This window comes from Psychrobacter sp. TPE 89C, assembly GCF_055522395.1.
Genome location: NZ_JBVFXW010000058.1, coordinates 1 through 16664, shown reverse-complemented (window position 1 = coordinate 16664; position 16664 = coordinate 1). Strand labels below are relative to the sequence as shown.

Sequence of the window (16664 nt, the reverse complement as noted above, 5' to 3'; positions counted from 1 at the left end):
TCTAGCTTCTAGCTTCTAGCTTCTAGCTTCTAGCTTCTAGCTTCTAGCTTCTAGCTTCTAGCTTCTAGCTTCTAGCTTCTAGCTTCTAGCTTCTAATTTCTAGCTTCTAATTTCTAGCGAGCATATTTAGGACATTTGGTAAGGGTTTCTATTTCTATTGTTTAGGGCAGTTAGCAATAATTACGTCATATAGCGACATTAATACAAAGTTTTTTATCATTTTTTAAGCGGTATTCCTATACAATTACTCTGTGGTAGACCAATAGCTTTGGCCTGTCAGTACCTAATAGTGACTAGTCAGTTATTTAGTCGATTTATGTTTGAATACAACCAGTTGAATATAGTCAGTGAAACATGACTTAGATACTAGAGAGGTGAGCAAAATTACTACAGATAGTAGACTGAGTGAGCCTAATTCTAGATCCAATTTAAACAGCTTATAACTCTAATATTATTGATAATAAAGGATATCTTATGCCGAACAATACGCGCCCAAAAACAGGTCAAGAAGCTCTTGAGCTTCTGAAAGAAGGAAATGCACGCTACGTTGATAGCTTGAGCAATACTGATCCGATGATGCAAAGGCGTCCGGAGTTGGTCAAAGACCAAGACCCTTTGGCTATTATTTTGGGTTGCTCGGACGCACGTGTACCGGTTGAGATTGTATTTGATCAAGGCTTGGGTGATTTGTTTGTGATTCGAGTCGCTGGTAACGTAGTAGCACCATCACAGATTGGCTCGATTGAATTTGCGGCCGAAAAATTCGGTACCAAGTTGGTTGTCGTACTTGGACATTCACATTGCGGTGCGGTTACGGCTTGCGTAGAAACCCTCATTAATCCTGAAACAAACTACTCGCCCAATTTGCAGTCCATCGTAGATCGCATCCGTCCAAGTGTTTATAACCTGCATGAATTAGCAACTGCCAATGGTCAAGACGTCGATGCCGATGAGCTAGTTGATCGCTCTATCCGTGCCAACGTGCGTATGTCGGTTAGCCAACTGAAGCATGGTTCGCGCGCATTAGAAGACTTGACCAATAGCGGTCAGTTGCTAGTCGTTGGTGCAGAGTATGATTTAGAGACAGGCAAAGTACGGTTCTTAGACAGCTAATAAACCGCCAAAATCGGCCACATCAAATAAGTACTATTACAAAATCCTCTCAATCCTTTCGTGATTTTTTATTATGATAAGAGAGTCAAGCGCGTAAAAAGCCTTTACGCGCTTGTTTTTTTTAACTCTATATTTTGTCAATATTAGGATAATCATGTCTATATCAAATAATGGCTCAGCCACCGATAATAATAACGAATCACTTATAGCCCAGCCGACTAGCAGCGTAAATACCGCTGGTGTTCAGTCTATTTCAGGTCAGACGACTGGCTTTACATTCAACCATACGATGCTACGGGTAAAAGATCCTGCCAAGTCATTAGCGTTCTATACGGGCGTCCTTGGAATGACGTTGCTAGCAGTAAAAAAATTCCCTGACATGGGGTTTGATTTATACTTTTTAGCCAAGCTAACGGAGAGTGAGCGAGACAACCTGCCTGCTGGTGATGACTTAGAAATCTTTGCCTTTCGTCAGCGCGGTATCTTAGAGTTGACTCATAACTACGGTACCGAAACCAAAGCTGATTTTAGCTATCATGATGGTAATCAAGATCCACAGGGTTTTGGTCATATTTGCTTTAGCGTGCCGAGTCTGGATGAAGCGGTGGCTTGGTTTGATAAAAATAACGTCGAATTCAAGAAGCGTCCAGAAGATGGCAGCATGAAAAATATAGCCTTTATCAAAGACGTCGATGGCTACTGGATTGAGATTGTACAAGCTGACTTGATGGGCTAAGTTTTAAGCGTTTGAAAGCTTTGAATATTTGATAAGTATTCGTAGCTAATACTTATCAGTAAACCTAATGATCAATATGACCAACCAAAGGAGTGACACCTAGATGCCAACCTCTGAGGCAGAAACGATAACAGGTACAGAGCCAACAACAGCTGCACTAACGTATCAAAGTATTATTGATTCTGCGAATGGCATATTTATTGGTTTTGTCGAGCGTATTCCATATTTTGTCGCCTCGATTATCGTTGTCTTAATCTTTTGGTTTCTGTCGATACTCTTCAAAAAAATCGTCTACAAAATCTTAGGTAGTCGCAGACGGCATCAGAACTTGGTCAAAGTATTTCAGCGAGTAGGTGGTGCTTTAATTATCTTCGTAGGCTTTATGATAGCCATGGTGATAGCTGTGCCGGAATTCACCCCTGCTAAGCTAATCGGTGCACTCGGTATCGGTTCTGTCGCTATTGGTTTTGCATTCAAAGATATTTTTCAAAATTTGCTGTCTGGTATTTTACTACTCATATCAGAGCCGTTTCGCATCGGCGATCAGATAGTGTCTGGTGAATATGAAGGTACAGTCGAAGATATTAAAATTCGTGCAACCACCATAAAAACCTATGATGGTCGGCAAGTCGTTATTCCAAACTCTGACTTATATACCTCAGCGTTGACGGTCAATACTGCCTATAAGCAGCGCCGGTTACAACTGGCGGTGGGTATTGGCTATGAGGATGATATCGAAGCGGCAAAAGCTGAGATTTTAAAAGCGCTAGATAGGGCAGATAGCGTGTCAAAGAAAGCTGAGCCGAGCGTGATTGCAACAGGTTTTGGAGATTCAACGATAGATTTGATGGTACGTTGGTTTATTGAGGATGGCACGCAAGCCAATAAAGTTGCCTCTATTCATCAAGTATTTGTAGAGATTAAACTCGCGCTAGATGCAGCAGGCGTAAATATTCCATTCCCGATTAGAACGATAGACTTGAGTGACTCATCAGTGATGACGATCGTCGATAAGCTCAATGAGCAAAAAACCATCAATGTGGAAAAGACAGTGGCAGAGTAATCAAGCTATCACTAATATCCATAAACGCTAGTTCCCATAATAAAAAACCGCCATATCAAATGATGTGGCGGTTTTTTTATGCTGATCTACTGGCTATCAGTATAAAGATTTATTCATCTTTTGCTCTAAAGTCTGTATGGCATGACTTACAGCTCGCCCCAACTTGACTGAATGCAGGCTTGATATCATCCATGCTAGTGGCTGTTTGAGCGGCAGCACTTAGCTCAGCAGTAACTTTTTGGAAGTTATCAGCTTCTGCACGGAAACCATCAGCATTAGACCAAACGGCTTCAGTCGCATTACCCATGTCTTCTTGGTTTTCGAAATGGCTCCACGGCATACTAGAATCTTCTGCTAAGAATGCTGCTTGTTCTTTAACGACGTCCGCATCAAAGGTATCTGGTGCTTTGGCCATATCACCCATGACGCCCATTGCATCGCCCCAGTTTTTCATGCTGTCTTGACGGGCTTGTATATCAGGGCTAGAGCTAGACTCAGTTGAAGTGCTACAGGCGGTTAGACCTAAGGCTGCTGCCATTAAGGTGATACCGAAGATAGATTTCAATGATTTGTTAGAATGAACCTGTGCCATATAGATTACTCCTTTAAATTTGGCTAATAGTATGCGTATTTGCAGACGGTGGCTTTGATACTGTGGTCAAAATCAACTCATAATTACCTGAAAGTATGTCCGCTTATCAGTGATTTTTTTTAAATTTAATCTGTATTGTAACCATTATTTGCGTAGCTATGGTTAAAATAGTTGTTATATCATCGTAATATTCAAAGTGACGATAATTATCTAAATCATATCATTGAGTTGGCTGACATGCGATACATCGTGGTTTTAATCAACCATATTGAGTTCAAATAAATGGCAGTCTATATTTCTATGAAGATGATAAGCCCCATATGATAAAGGTCAGCTATAGCAGCTGACCTTTATTTGAATCTACTAGACAATAATCTAGTAGACATTGCTCACCTTTATTATATTCACATAAGCTATAGAGTCAACCACTCACGCGGCTTTAGATAAACGTCAGTCAACTCAAACTCCGGTGAGCCTTCAGTAGGCTCAAAACGATAATGCCAACTCGCCAGTGGCGGCATACTTACTAAGATAGACTCGATACGGCCATTGCTCTGTAGTCCAAATAGCGTGCCGCGATCGTAGACCAAGTTGTACTCAACATAGCGGCCACGACGATACAGCTGAAATTCACGCTGCTGTTCAGTAAAAGGCGTGTCTTTACGCTGCTCAAAGATAGGTGTGATACCGTCAAGATAGCCGTTACCCACTGCTTTCATAAAGTCAAAGCAGGTCTCAAAGTCCCAACCACGACTTTCAGTATTGACATCATCATAGAATAAGCCGCCGATACCTCGTTGTTCATTGCGATGACGTAGGTGGAAATACTCATCACACCATTGCTTAAAGTCAGGATAGACAGTATCACCGAAAGGTGCACACAGATCATGGCAAACTTGATGCCAGTGGACGCAGTCAGCCAGTATTGGGTAAAACGGTGTCAAATCAAACCCACCACCAAACCACCAAATCGGCGCTTCGCCCTCAGCTTCCGCAACGAACAAACGAACATTGGCATGGCTAGTAGGGACGTTAGGGTTTTTGGGATGCACGACCAGTGACACGCCCATGGCTTGAGCTTTGCGGCCAGCGATATCGGGATGGCGCGCTGTTGCTGAAGCTGGCAGGTTGTGCACGTGGATGTGGCTAAACATCACGCCTGCTTTTTCAATCACGTCGCCATCTGCTAATACGCACGAGCGACCACCGCCACCTTCCGGACGCTCCCAGTCATCAGGGATAAAGGTTGCATTACCACCACCATCACGCTCTTGTGCTTCTAGTGCTTGGCAGATACGCGCCTGCAAATCGACTAAAAACTCACGTACTCGTGTGATGTCATTATTGGTCGGTGTTACCACTGACTCTGACAGGTCTGTCTTATTATCTATATTTGGAATACTCATAAAATATCTATTTATTCAGGTGTATTGCAGTGTTGAAATCTTTATCCAATAGATGTCCCATACGGTCACGCTTGGTCGCGAGGTATTCAGCATTCATATCATTGACCCCTACCAATAATGGCACGCGTTCTACGACATTGATGCCATGCTCAGTGAGATAAGCAATTTTGTTAGGGTTATTAGTAATGAGTCTGACTGCATCAACACCGATATGAGCGAGCATCGGCCCACACATGTCATAAATACGTGCATCCGCAGGCAAGCCCAACATCAGATTGGCGTCTAACGTATCATGACCTTGATCTTGAAGGGCATAAGCGCGAATCTTATTGGTGAGCCCAATACCGCGACCTTCTTGGCGCAGATATAAAATAGCACCACAGCCAGCCTCTTGTATGGCTTGCATCGCCGAATTAAGCTGCGGACCACAGTCGCACTTCAATGAGCTAAAAGCATCGCCAGTTAAGCACTCAGAATGAATACGAATCAAGGGAGCTGGTTGCTCTGATTGCCTCGTTGTATCTGGGTCGACCACAGGCAGCCCGACGGTCAGCATCACATGCTCTTGACCGTCTTCGTTTTCAAAGATATGAATATCAAACTCGCCATAACGAGTCGGTAGTTTGGCACTAGTAATAAATTGATATGACATTAATGTCCTGCATAAGCCGGTAGTTGTGGCAGTAAGGTCTGTATTAGCAGTAATAACGCAGCGATGTCATCCTAGCTGTATTAGGATAGTTAGGATGATAGCAGTATAATCTGTTCGTAACACATGCGTGCTGATTGTCTTTATTATAAAAACACACAAAGTTCACAGACGATGCACGATGATTAAAGCGACCATTAAAAAAAAATGCTATTATGCCATACTATTTTGACGGATACAGTGACAAGTCTTTACCCTTACATTACTATGTCGTCACGAACATTCGATATTGATGCAAAATAATAAGGCATAATATCAACCCCTAGTATGGAAGCGCTGTCTATTATGACGGCGTGTTTGTTGTTAGGCGCCGCGTAGGTATAGATACGTAGGCATTGCATGAATAATTATATGGTCAGTTACATCAATAATGATGTAGATATTATTGACGTCGCTTAGCTATAGTTATCTTTATACTCTAAAGCACGTCTTGTCAGCAGATTGGTAGGTATCGTACGGTTTATGCAGCAGTCACCTCATTCCCCACAGTCTCAGTCCGTATCTGCGTCAGCCATTGAATCCGCTGCCCAGCTGTCAAATTTGCAGCAGACTTACGCTGTCATTCCGCGTGTGCGTCCAAATACGCCACTGCTTGATAGTATCGATGCGCCATCTGATCTAAACGCGTTTACCACCAATCAGCTTATTACCTTGGCAGATGAATTACGACTGTTTCTATTGTATTCAGCTGGTCAGAGTGGTGGGCATTTCGGTGCCAATTTGGGCGTGGTTGAATTGACCATTGCGCTACATTATTTATTAGATACACCGCAAGATCAGATCGTTTGGGACGTAGGTCATCAAGCCTATGCTCATAAAGTGTTGACTGGTCGTCGTGAGCAGTTAGGTACTATCAGATCTAAAGATGGATTGACGGCTTTTCCTGAGCGTGCCGAGTCTGTGTACGATACCTTTGGCGTTGGTCATTCATCAACTTCAATCTCAGCGGGTCTAGGCATGAGCTTAGCGCTGCGCTATCAAGGTCGTGCACAAACAGTGGCCTGTATCATCGGCGATGGTGCAATGACAGGCGGCATGGCGTTTGAAGCCATGAATGATGCAGTACAGCAAGACGCTGATTTGCTAGTCATCTTGAACGACAATGATATGTCGATATCTTGCTCTATCGGTGGATTTCCACGGCATTTAGCCATGCTATGGGAATCAGGATATCAGGTCGATATCTCTGAGATAGGCGAACCTGTTCTATGTCATCGTCCTGATATGCAAGGATTTGATCGCCGTAAGCGTCACAAAGAGATGCGCGATGTCCCGCAGCTAGAAGACAACTTATTTAAAGCGATTGGTTTTACCTATTTTGGTCCATTTGATGGCCACAATATTCCTGAGCTGTTGCGTGTATTGTCACTTGCTAAGCGAGTATCAGGTCCAGTATTGGTTCATATTTATACCACTAAGGGTAAAGGATTTGCGCCAGCTGAATTAGATCCAGTCGGTTATCATGCCATTAGCAAACTGCCTGTTGAAGATGATGAAACAAAGACCAAAGCAGCTGATACTTCAGTAGCTAATGCTTCAAAAGGTAAGCCAGCGTTAAAATACTCGCAAGTGTTCGGCCAGTTTTTGTGTGATAAAGCTGCTGAAGATGACAAACTGCTTGCCATTACGCCTGCTATGGAAGAAGGCTCTGGAATGATCGACTTTGCTCGTCATTTTCCAGCACGTTTTTTTGATGTGGCGATTGCGGAACAGCATGCAGTCACGTTGGCAGCTGGCATGGCAACTCAAGGTGTCAAACCGATTGTCGCAATTTATTCAACGTTCTTGCAGCGTGGCTATGATCAGCTGATTCATGACGTTGCGTTGCAGAATTTAGACGTAACGTTCGCTATTGACCGAGCAGGTTTAGTCGGTGAAGATGGCGCAACCCATGCTGGCGTATTTGATTTTGCATTCTTACGTTGTGTGCCTAACATGGTGATTGCAGCGCCAAAAGATGAAAACGAATGTTACCATCTGCTTAATACTTGTTATGACTATCAAGGTTGTACGGCGGTACGCTATCCACGTGGTGTGGGTACGGGCGCGACTATCGAACAGCCAGCACAAATTTATAAAATCGGCGAAGCTGTGGTAGAGTCAGTATTAGGCCCTAATGACGCGCCGAAAAAGCTCGCATTATTGGTATTTGGTACGATGATGACCACGGCTCAGCATGCAGCAGACACTATCGTCAATGGTGATACAGAATCAGAGTATCAAGTGCATGTGGTGAATATGCGCTGGGTAAAACCTTTAGACACTAGCCTATTAGAAATGCTATTGGCAAAAGGCATTACTCATATTGCGACCCTAGAAGAGCATGTAATTACTGGCGGCGCGGGTAGTGCGGTCAATGAGTATTTGCTCAATGAGTCAGCTGCTTTTAAGCATACTCGTCCAGTTATTGCTAATATGGGCATCCCTGATCGCTTCATTGCGCACGGTTCCCAAGCTCAGCAACTGGCTGATTGCGGTTTGAGTGTCGACGGTGTGAGTAAGCAGCTTCGACAGTTATTGTCATAAGTCGTGTTGTTGTAAATCGTATTGCTATAAGACATATTGTCATAGATAGTATTATCTAATTTGATTTAAAGTTAATAATGTTAGTTTGAACAGATAAAAGCTCGATAGATAGAGCTAACGCCTGCTTAGCCGTAGGTGCTGACTTTTTTACAACTTGCGCAGTTTGTGATGACCACCAAAATATGGGCTGGTTTGGCGAACGTAATGGTTTTTTCGTTTTTATCGAACAATTTTAGTATAATGCGGTTGTCGTTTATAAGTTTTCATCTATAAAAGACACGTTTTTTAAATCGCATAGATGTGGTGTGATGCGGCTAGTCTAATCGGCATGTTGTGGGCACAAAGTTAGTCTTATTTTTTATATTCATTCATCAAGCAAATAGGTTATTTATGGAACCCATGGTCGTCATCGCAGCGCGTACTGCTGAAAAAGTTGGTAAAGAGATTTTATATGCGCATCAAAACCGCCACAAAATCGAATTGGACATCGAGTCGAAAGGACTTGATGGATTGGTCACACGTATTGATCGTTTCAGTGAAGAGCTGACGATTGAGACGCTAAAAGCCAGCTATCCGAATCATTCATTTTTGGGTGAAGAGTTTGGTATGCAAGAAGGTCGCGGCGAAGACGCTGACTGGTGCTGGATTATCGATCCGCTCGATGGCACCAAAAACTTCGTTCATGGTGTACCGCAGTTCTGCGTTTCTATTGCTGTACAGCATAAAGGTGTGACTCAACATGGCGTGGTCTATGATCCAGTCCGTGACGAGATGTTCTCTGCTAGCCGTGGTAAAGGCGCGCGCTTGAACAATCGCCGTATGCAAGTGAGTGAACGAAAAACGCTTGATGGTGGCCTATTTACTACGGGTCATCCGCTTGAGCGTAAGCGCAATGGTGAAGTGATTTCTTATGCAAAAGAGCATTTTGAAAGCCTACAAAAAGTCTCTGAAGCGGGTGGTCAAATTCGTCGTTTAGGGTCTGCAGCATTGGATTTATGCTATGTAGCTGCTGGTCGTTTCGATGGTTATTTTGAGATGTCTATCAAGCCGTGGGATATTGCTGCTGGTGAGCTTATCGTCACTGAGGCACGTGGTGTGGTCGTCGATCATACAGGCGCGCACAACTCGATGACTTCAGGTTCTATTTTTGCTTGTAACATCAAACTGTTGAAGCCGTTGATGCAAGTAGTCGTTCCTAGTTGGGGCGAGGCTGTATAAGTAGCAATATTTAAAAGTATTGATAATAAAAAGCTGGTTCCGTTAAGGAGCCAGCTTTTTTGTTGCTTTATCACTGTCACTGCCAACGGTTATACCCTGAAACTCAAGCGTCTTACTGGTCGTTTCTAACAGCGCCAATTCTTCTTCTATCAGCGCGAGCATGTCTTGTACATGAGGCAATGCCTTACTGCAAGCCGCAATACCGAATTCAATCTTATCCAAATAACTGGCTAACGTAATATTCATCGCTTGACCATTGAATACGATAGAAGCCGGATATAGAGATTGCAAGCGCGCACCATTCCAATATAGAGGTTTCTCAGAACCAGGTACGTGGGAAATAATGAGGTTAAAGGCCTGCTTTTTCGGGAATAAACCTGTCGCTAGATTGATACCTTCCCAAGCGTAGGCGATAACGCTGTAGTTGATCACTTGTGCTTGGTTCATACGGCGGAAGCGGCGCTTACCACTGTTCATACTACGATGGATGAGCTGTATCCGACGTAATGGATCGTCTAAATGTGTGCCTAGGTTGGCCAATACAAATGACAACTGATTGCCTGATACGCTGTTATCTGTACGCAGTGACATCGGTACAAAGGCAATTAGTGGCTTACTAGGTAGTGCATCCATCGATATCAAATAGCGACGGATAGCGCCAGCGCAAACTGCCAGTACCACATCATTTCTACTAATTTTTAATCTATCGGCAATATCATTAAAGCGCTGAATATCATAAGACTGCGCTGCGATACGCCGTGACGCAGAGATACGCTTGTTCAAAATACTCATGGGTGCATCAAAAGTACCGACATAGCCATCATCGCCAGAGTTTTTGAGGTTGTCTAGCAATTCTGTGAACACAGGCTTGATGGTAGATATCTGCTCTTTGATAATGCGTCTGATAGATCTTTTCGAAGGGAGTATGGCGTTGACGTGGTTGCGATGACGTGCCATCAAAGACCAGATTGGCAGGGTTACTGGTTCGGTGGGTGACTGCGATAAAGACTTCTGTACGAGTCGCATGGCAGCAATACCATCTACCAAAGAATGATGAATTTTGAAATACAAAGCAAAACGCTCAGGATCGCCTTCGTTTTCTGGCTGAATGCCTTCAATCACGTGACATTCCCACAAAGGCATCGCGCGATCTAAGAGACGTCCATGCTCTCTTGAGACATACATGAGCAGTTCGCGCACCCGTGCAGGTTTTGGTAGTGCGACATGATGAAGGTGATGCTCGACATCAAAGTTTTTGTCTTTTTGCCAAAACGCCATATGCTCCAATACTTGGTTAAAAGGGAAGCTTGGCGGTACATCAGAGTCTTGCATCTGCTTGACCAGCTGATAGACAAAGTCGCTGTCGGCTGTATCTGGCACTTCAAATAAAAATAAACCACCGACATGCATAGGTTGTTTACGCGACTCAAGAAGCAAAAATAATTGGTCGACTGCTGTGAGAAGTCGCATAATAAATCCTTTTATGACGATGTGGTTGATTCAATTTAAAAGTGGGACAAGGCAATCAAGCATAAGTGTATAGATAATACTTTAAGCAAGGTATTCAATGAAACAGTGATTAGGTTGTGTCGAACATCTACCACGGGCCGCTGCCAACAGTAGAATGTTCAACAAGTCCTAATTTTTGACTAAAGATAAACGTCTAATATAATAAGTCCGACGTCGTTTTTTCTTATTATTTTATCACTGATTTTTATAATGGCGTGTCGTTAGAGATTTTACTGAAAAAAGTATCCGGTCTGTGGCGAGCTAGCAGTCGCCATTTTGCGTACCGGCATACGCCCTGCTAAGAATGCTTCGCGACCAGCCCACATGGCATGCTTCATGGCATGCGCCATCATAACTGGGTTCTGGGCGTTAGCAATCGCAGAGTTCATCAGTACACCATCACAGCCGAGCTCCATCGCAAGTGCTGCATCAGAGGCGGTGCCAACGCCTGCATCAACTAATACGGGTACTTTAGCGTTTTCAATAATCAAGCTAAGCGTATGACGATTGAGCAGACCAAGACCTGAACCAATCAAGCTACCTAGCGGCATAATAGCGACACAGCCCATGCTTTCTAATTCTTGTGCGACGATAGGATCATCTGACGTATAAACCATCACCTCAAAGCCATCATCGATCAATACTTTGGCGGCTTTTAACGTTTCCATTACGTTTGGATAAAGCGTTTTTTCATCGCCCAATACTTCAAGCTTAACCAAGTTATGTCCACCCAATAGCTCACGCGCCAGCTTGCAAGTACGAACGGCAGTTTCGGCATCGAAACAGCCAGCAGTGTTGGGTAATATGGTGTACTTATCAGGTGAAATTACATCCAGCAAGTTCGGCTCATTACTGTTCTGACCGATATTGACTCGGCGAATAGCAACCGTGACAATCTCTGCTTCTGAAGCAGCAATAGCAGTACCAGTTTCGGTCATGTCTTTATACTTACCAGTGCCAACCAACAATCGAGAAGAGAATGTACGACTGCCTACAGTAAACGTATCTTGTGAAAGTGGTGTAGGGCTGGTAGTAGAAATAGCGGCTTGTTGTGACATAAGGATAATCCTAATAGCGGGCGAACAAAGGTGACAAACGAAGAGTTGGTTCAATAGTAAAAGTTATTCATCGTAGGCAGTAATTTTATGGCAGGCGGCAGCTTCTCATCATGATGGTGAAGACCAGATAGGCAGTATCCAAAATCGGAGCCTTGCTACTCACGAAAAACAAAATGTTATTATAACAAACTCATGCGCGCTTACAGACAATCTTTACCCAGTTTAACGATTTAAGCAACCCGCCTCTTTTATCATCAACTTTATCAAGGCAGACGACAAGGTATGCAGAGGTAGCTATAGTAGTGATACATATAGCAATGGTACTTATGAGTCATACGTTGCGACGGGCTATGCGTTGTAATACTGTTGAATGAGAGCTAGAAGGGTGTACGCGTCAATAGGACTCAGCGATAGGCGCTGATAGGCTACACAATATTATAGAAGAGGATAGGACGTCAGAAGAGCTTAGGATGTTAGAGGATTTAAACAGAGAATATTGTTGCTGGTTATATAAGTGCTAACCTCAATCAACTACTAAAACGATGCGCTATACAGATATAAAAAGTGTACAGCGCATTATGTCGCATTAACTCTAGATGAAGTATTGGCTATTTAGCGGCTTCGTCATTTACCACTGGTTGGTTATTTTGTTCTGTTTCTGCCGGAGACTCTGTAGCAACTGCTGCAGCTTTTTCATTCGCTTTGCCTTGACGACGCGCCTCTAGCTCAGATTTGGGTATCCAAGCCCATGTCATCTCAACCACGATTGGATCGCGATCGCTGTCAGACTCACGGTCATGAATCACGCAAGGTATAACCATTTCACCTTTTGGCGTATTTAAGATATCTAAGCGCTGCTCATCAGATAGACTTGCCACTGCTGCAATTTGACCCTTTTTAATGGGGCGATAAAAGTTAACCGAATAAGACTTAATTAATAACACTCGGTCAGAGGGTAGGTTTAAACCCAAAATAAACCCTGTGGCCGTTTCAGCCAGTAGGGTAATGGCCACTGCATGAATAGAGCCAATATGATTCTGTACAGACCGTGTGTTATTTAAACTGACAACCACTTGATTGGGATTGACCGTTTCATAATAGACACCTGTTGTACCAACATAGGGCACGACTTTGCCAAAGGCTTTGGACAAGATGCTTGATCGTGCACCGGCAGGCAAGTACTTAGTCACTGATAACAGTTTGGTGAATTGGTTGCTGATGGGCTTAAGTGTGCTGGTTGGCTTTTCGACTGGCAATCTTGTGTTGTCAGATACTTTGGCTGGTAACTTATTGGTCAGCTTGGTAGGGAGTTTTTTTAATAATCCTGACATACAAAATTCCTTAACTTAGATTCGTTGAATGAGATTTTGAGTAGTAGCGTGTATCATCATAGCGGAAAAATACAGAGTATTATGCAAGCCGCTATACTCACTATGTTACATTAACTGCTGCTGTCCGACCATTATTAGAATGAACTGATGCGCTTATAAAACAACACTGATACGGTGATGTCTTGGACACTAGAAACAGTTTAGCTCGTAGCCGTGTTGTTCAAAATAATGCCGTTAGATGCCATGTGGCGTGTCACGCTATAATGACACCGTTTTAGCATACTTTATTTATTTTTCTCACGTACCCCTTATATGCTGGATGACGCTATGCCCGACACATCAACTCATAAGCCGACCAATATTATTTATACAGGTGTGGCTGGTACGGGTAAAACTTATCGATTGCTACAAATTGCTAAGCAATATACCGACTACTTACCTAGAGCCAATCCTAATGATTTACTAGCACAACTGTTGCAAGCGCTCAGCTGGCGAGATGTCGTCTGTCTAATATTTTTAGATTTACAATCCAAAAATCAAGACTTGGTCAAGGTGCCTGAAATTGTCAATCATGAGTTTTTTGTTGCCAAGGCATCGCAGAATGAGCGAGAGAAAAATTTAAACAGTACGGCTTGGTTAGAGCTACGTAGACATAGCCCTGCTGATTCAAAGACTGTCAGCTATGATAATCGTGCGAGCCAAGCTTACTTTGATAAAGACAACAGTGGTGCATGGTATTTATTACCAGAAAGCATGGAGTTATTAACAGGTTTATCGCAGCAACTAGAAGAGTTTCAGCAGGCAAAGCGCGACAATGGCACCAGTCAAAATCAAGCTTTCAGTCAGCAGCATTTTAGCATGGTGAGCTTCCATCAAGCTTATGGTTATGAAGAGTTCGTTGAAGGTATTCGTCCTGTGATGGTGGCTTCTGGTCAGTCAAATAATGTTAATAATAGCCCGTCTCAAATGAGTTATGCGATTCAAGATGGAGCATTTTTAAAACTATGTCAGCGCGCGTCAAACAATCCCAAACAGCGTTATGCCATGCTGATTGATGAAATAAACCGCGCGAACGTGTCACGAGTATTTGGCGAACTACTCAGTCTGATCGAACCCGATAAACGTACGGGTATGGCAAATGCCATGACGGTGAATCTGGCATATTCTGGACGGACCTTTAGTGTTCCTGACAATGTCGATATTTATGCGACTATGAATACCCAAGACCACTCTTTAGCCCCGCTAGACATGGCACTACGCCGACGTTTTCGGTTTATTGACTGTCCACCACAGCCGGAACTACTACCAATTATCAATCTTAGTAAAGGCTCAGAAACGTCTAGTACAGCAGAACATAATGAAGCAGAAACCATAGATTTGGCCAGACTATTAACAGGTTTAAATCATCGCATTATTCAGACGCTAGGGGTCGATTCGCAATTGGGTCATGCATTCTTATTTTCAGTAACGATTCTTGAACAGCTACAAGACGCATTAATCGAACAAATTATTCCGCAATTGGCGCAAGCGACTGGCGGACAAATTACTATGCTGCAGTATATTTTTAAAGATGAGCAGCAGCCAATGAGCACACAGTTTATTCAAGATAGCCAAGCACTGATGACAAACGAGTCAAATGCTCAGATCGCCAATCAAAATAGTCTAGCTGCACAAAATCAGATGTTTTCAGGGCATCACTTATTTCTCGATCAGTCAGTCAATACAGGTAGCTATAGAATTAATAGCGACCTTATTGCCAAGATAGACGAGTTTATAAAACCTGCTGTCTACCAGCGTTTATATTAATTGGGTTATTAAAAATTGATAAATAACGATGGAAGAAATCAGAGTATCACCAGCAATAGTATCAATCGTAGTGGTATGGGTGCGCCTGATACGAACGTTATCACTGTATTTGAGCATCAACGCCTGACGGCTGACAGTTTCTTACAGATAGCTGATTTTCATTGGCTGATGGCACAAGAGTTCTCGGTGTTCAGTATCAAACGTCAGCAAGGACAGTGGCAGCTGAAAGTCGGGCACTATATCGGTATTATTCTCTTGCCTAGTGGTATGGTACTAGAGATATTGCCAAAGCTTAATCCGTCTATTCAAGACAGCAATCTCGCACAAACCCGTCAATGGGTGCAAGGCATGATGTCTGATTTGATTGGTAATAGTGATCGAACCCGCAATAAACTGCCTCATACAAAAAATTTAGGCCAGATCAGTACTCAGCTTACGTCATTACCGATAGCCGCATTGCCTTTATCAGATTGGCTGGTCACGCAGTTTTTGCAGCAATTGGCACAGCAGCAACCGACCAAGCATTATCAATCGCAGACCCACAACCAAGCATCGCTACAAGGTCGACTACTCATCAAAGAGCAGCTGCGCCATAACAGCATGCAGCCGCATAAGTTTGTCTGTGAGAGCAGTGTGCTGAGCCAAGACATGCAGGGTAATAGATTGATTAAAAGTGCTTTGATGCTATTAAGCCCACTATTAAAACAATCCACTACACCTAAATCTTTGCAAGCGTGGCAATCAATATCTATGCTAAACAAGCATGAGATGCAGCGGCTTGAGCCTATATATCATCAAGCAAAGCAACAGCTAGTCGGTCTGCCACTTCACATGCAAAAATTACAGACGATGCAGCAGCTGGTGGACTTGGCTTATTGGTTATTGCAACAGTCAAATACCGAAACGGGTCACATGATTGATCCGAATAAAGCATCCACACACAAACAAACATCACCACGATTGTGCCTATTGATTGATATGAATCAAGCCTTTGAGCAATGGGTCAGTCAGCGTATCGCCTCAATGTTTAGCCAAGTAAGTCCAAATTATAGACCACTATATCAAGCGCAGAGTGTCTGGCTAAGTGATACAGAAGGGCAGGCCTGCTTGTCCATACGACCTGATTTACTTATATATAAGACAGCGATTGATACTGATACTCATGCCGATACCCATACCCACCAAGGTCAGGACAATACAGAAGCAGCTTCTCACATTAACGTGTCAGGTAACTATAGTCATGTCATCGATATCAAATGGAAGCATTTATCCCACGCAGCGAGCATTAGTGCCAGTGACGCTTATCAATTGACCAGTTATGCGCAGGCTTACCAAGCAGATCAGGTCTGGTTGGTCTATCCTGTACAAGGTGATGAGAGACAACCGATAGCACTTAGTCAACGGTCTCTGAATGGTCAAGATATTGATAATAATATGAATTCTGCTCAGTTATGGCTCATACCATTTAATGTCTTTACTGGAACGATAAACGAGCGCTTGTGTTCGGCCTTGAATCGAGTATAATGACGCTATCGATGGTTAGCGCCGTCGTAGGAAAGACTTTTTGTTTAAGCTGTTTTGATGAAAAGTAGGTGTT

Annotated in this window: 13 protein-coding genes; 7 read left to right on the top strand and 6 right to left on the bottom strand. The window is 43.2% G+C overall.

Features of this window, described 5'->3' with window-relative positions; all coding sequences use genetic code 11:
• Nucleotides 1-474: 474 nt before the first annotated feature.
• The 3 genes from ACZW67_RS12855 (at nt 475) to ACZW67_RS12845 (ending at nt 2912) form a co-directional block, all read left to right on the top strand.
• The gene (locus tag ACZW67_RS12855; protein ID WP_110921876.1) at nt 475-1113 is read left to right on the top strand and encodes a carbonic anhydrase; all 639 of its coding nucleotides are present in this window, start codon (nt 475-477) and stop codon (nt 1111-1113) included.
• 154 nt (nt 1114-1267) lie between these two features.
• Nucleotides 1268-1849 (top strand): lactoylglutathione lyase, encoded by a 582-nt coding sequence (gloA, locus tag ACZW67_RS12850; protein ID WP_465183568.1) that lies wholly within the window; start codon nt 1268-1270, stop codon nt 1847-1849.
• A gap of 103 nt (nt 1850-1952) precedes the next feature.
• Entirely contained in the window at nt 1953-2912 is a 960-nt protein-coding gene (locus tag ACZW67_RS12845) for a mechanosensitive ion channel family protein (RefSeq protein WP_465183567.1), read from the top strand.
• A 109-nt stretch (nt 2913-3021) separates the two neighbouring features.
• Here ACZW67_RS12845 and ACZW67_RS12840 read toward each other — a convergent pair whose 3' ends face one another.
• The 3 genes from ACZW67_RS12840 to ribA form a co-directional block, all read right to left on the bottom strand.
• Nucleotides 3022-3504, bottom strand: a complete 483-nt coding sequence (locus ACZW67_RS12840; RefSeq protein ID WP_197215739.1) for a c-type cytochrome — start codon at nt 3502-3504, stop codon at nt 3022-3024.
• 413 nt (nt 3505-3917) lie between these two features.
• On the bottom strand, nt 3918-4910 hold the full coding sequence (gene hemF / locus ACZW67_RS12835; protein ID WP_465183566.1) for an oxygen-dependent coproporphyrinogen oxidase: 993 nt from the start codon (nt 4908-4910) through the stop codon (nt 3918-3920).
• Between the two features lie 7 nt (nt 4911-4917).
• Nucleotides 4918-5562: a GTP cyclohydrolase II gene (gene ribA, locus ACZW67_RS12830; RefSeq protein ID WP_201549353.1), complete on the bottom strand. Its 645-nt coding sequence runs from the start codon at nt 5560-5562 to the stop codon at nt 4918-4920.
• 519 nt (nt 5563-6081) lie between these two features.
• On the opposite strand from ribA, the gene dxs reads away from it, so the two are divergent.
• Together dxs and ACZW67_RS12820 are read left to right on the top strand one after the other, a co-directional pair.
• Nucleotides 6082-8145 carry a 1-deoxy-D-xylulose-5-phosphate synthase gene (gene dxs / locus ACZW67_RS12825; RefSeq protein ID WP_465183565.1) on the top strand — a complete coding sequence of 688 codons (2064 nt, stop codon included), beginning with the start codon at nt 6082-6084 and terminating at the stop codon, nt 8143-8145.
• 390 nt (nt 8146-8535) lie between these two features.
• Nucleotides 8536-9363: an inositol monophosphatase family protein gene (locus ACZW67_RS12820; protein ID WP_110921870.1), complete on the top strand. Its 828-nt coding sequence runs from the start codon at nt 8536-8538 to the stop codon at nt 9361-9363.
• A gap of 42 nt (nt 9364-9405) precedes the next feature.
• Here ACZW67_RS12820 and ACZW67_RS12815 read toward each other — a convergent pair whose 3' ends face one another.
• The 3 genes from ACZW67_RS12815 to ACZW67_RS12805 all read right to left on the bottom strand — a co-directional run bounded on the left by ACZW67_RS12815 (nt 9406) and on the right by ACZW67_RS12805 (nt 13261).
• Complete coding sequence (locus ACZW67_RS12815; protein WP_465183564.1) at nt 9406-10833, bottom strand: WS/DGAT/MGAT family O-acyltransferase; 1428 nt, start codon at nt 10831-10833, stop codon at nt 9406-9408.
• A 269-nt stretch (nt 10834-11102) separates the two neighbouring features.
• Entirely contained in the window at nt 11103-11930 is an 828-nt protein-coding gene (locus ACZW67_RS12810; protein WP_465183563.1) for a thiazole synthase, read from the bottom strand.
• Between the two features lie 608 nt (nt 11931-12538).
• Nucleotides 12539-13261 (bottom strand): DUF4442 domain-containing protein, encoded by a 723-nt coding sequence (locus ACZW67_RS12805; protein WP_465183562.1) that lies wholly within the window; start codon nt 13259-13261, stop codon nt 12539-12541.
• Nucleotides 13262-13588: 327 nt separating this feature from the next.
• Here ACZW67_RS12805 and ACZW67_RS12800 point away from each other — a divergent pair, with 327 nt between their 5' ends.
• Nucleotides 13589-15067: an McrB family protein gene (locus tag ACZW67_RS12800; protein ID WP_465183561.1), complete on the top strand. Its 1479-nt coding sequence runs from the start codon at nt 13589-13591 to the stop codon at nt 15065-15067.
• A 15-nt stretch (nt 15068-15082) separates the two neighbouring features.
• The gene (locus ACZW67_RS12795; protein ID WP_465183560.1) at nt 15083-16591 is read left to right on the top strand and encodes an McrC family protein; all 1509 of its coding nucleotides are present in this window, start codon (nt 15083-15085) and stop codon (nt 16589-16591) included.
• Nucleotides 16592-16664 lie beyond the last annotated feature (73 nt).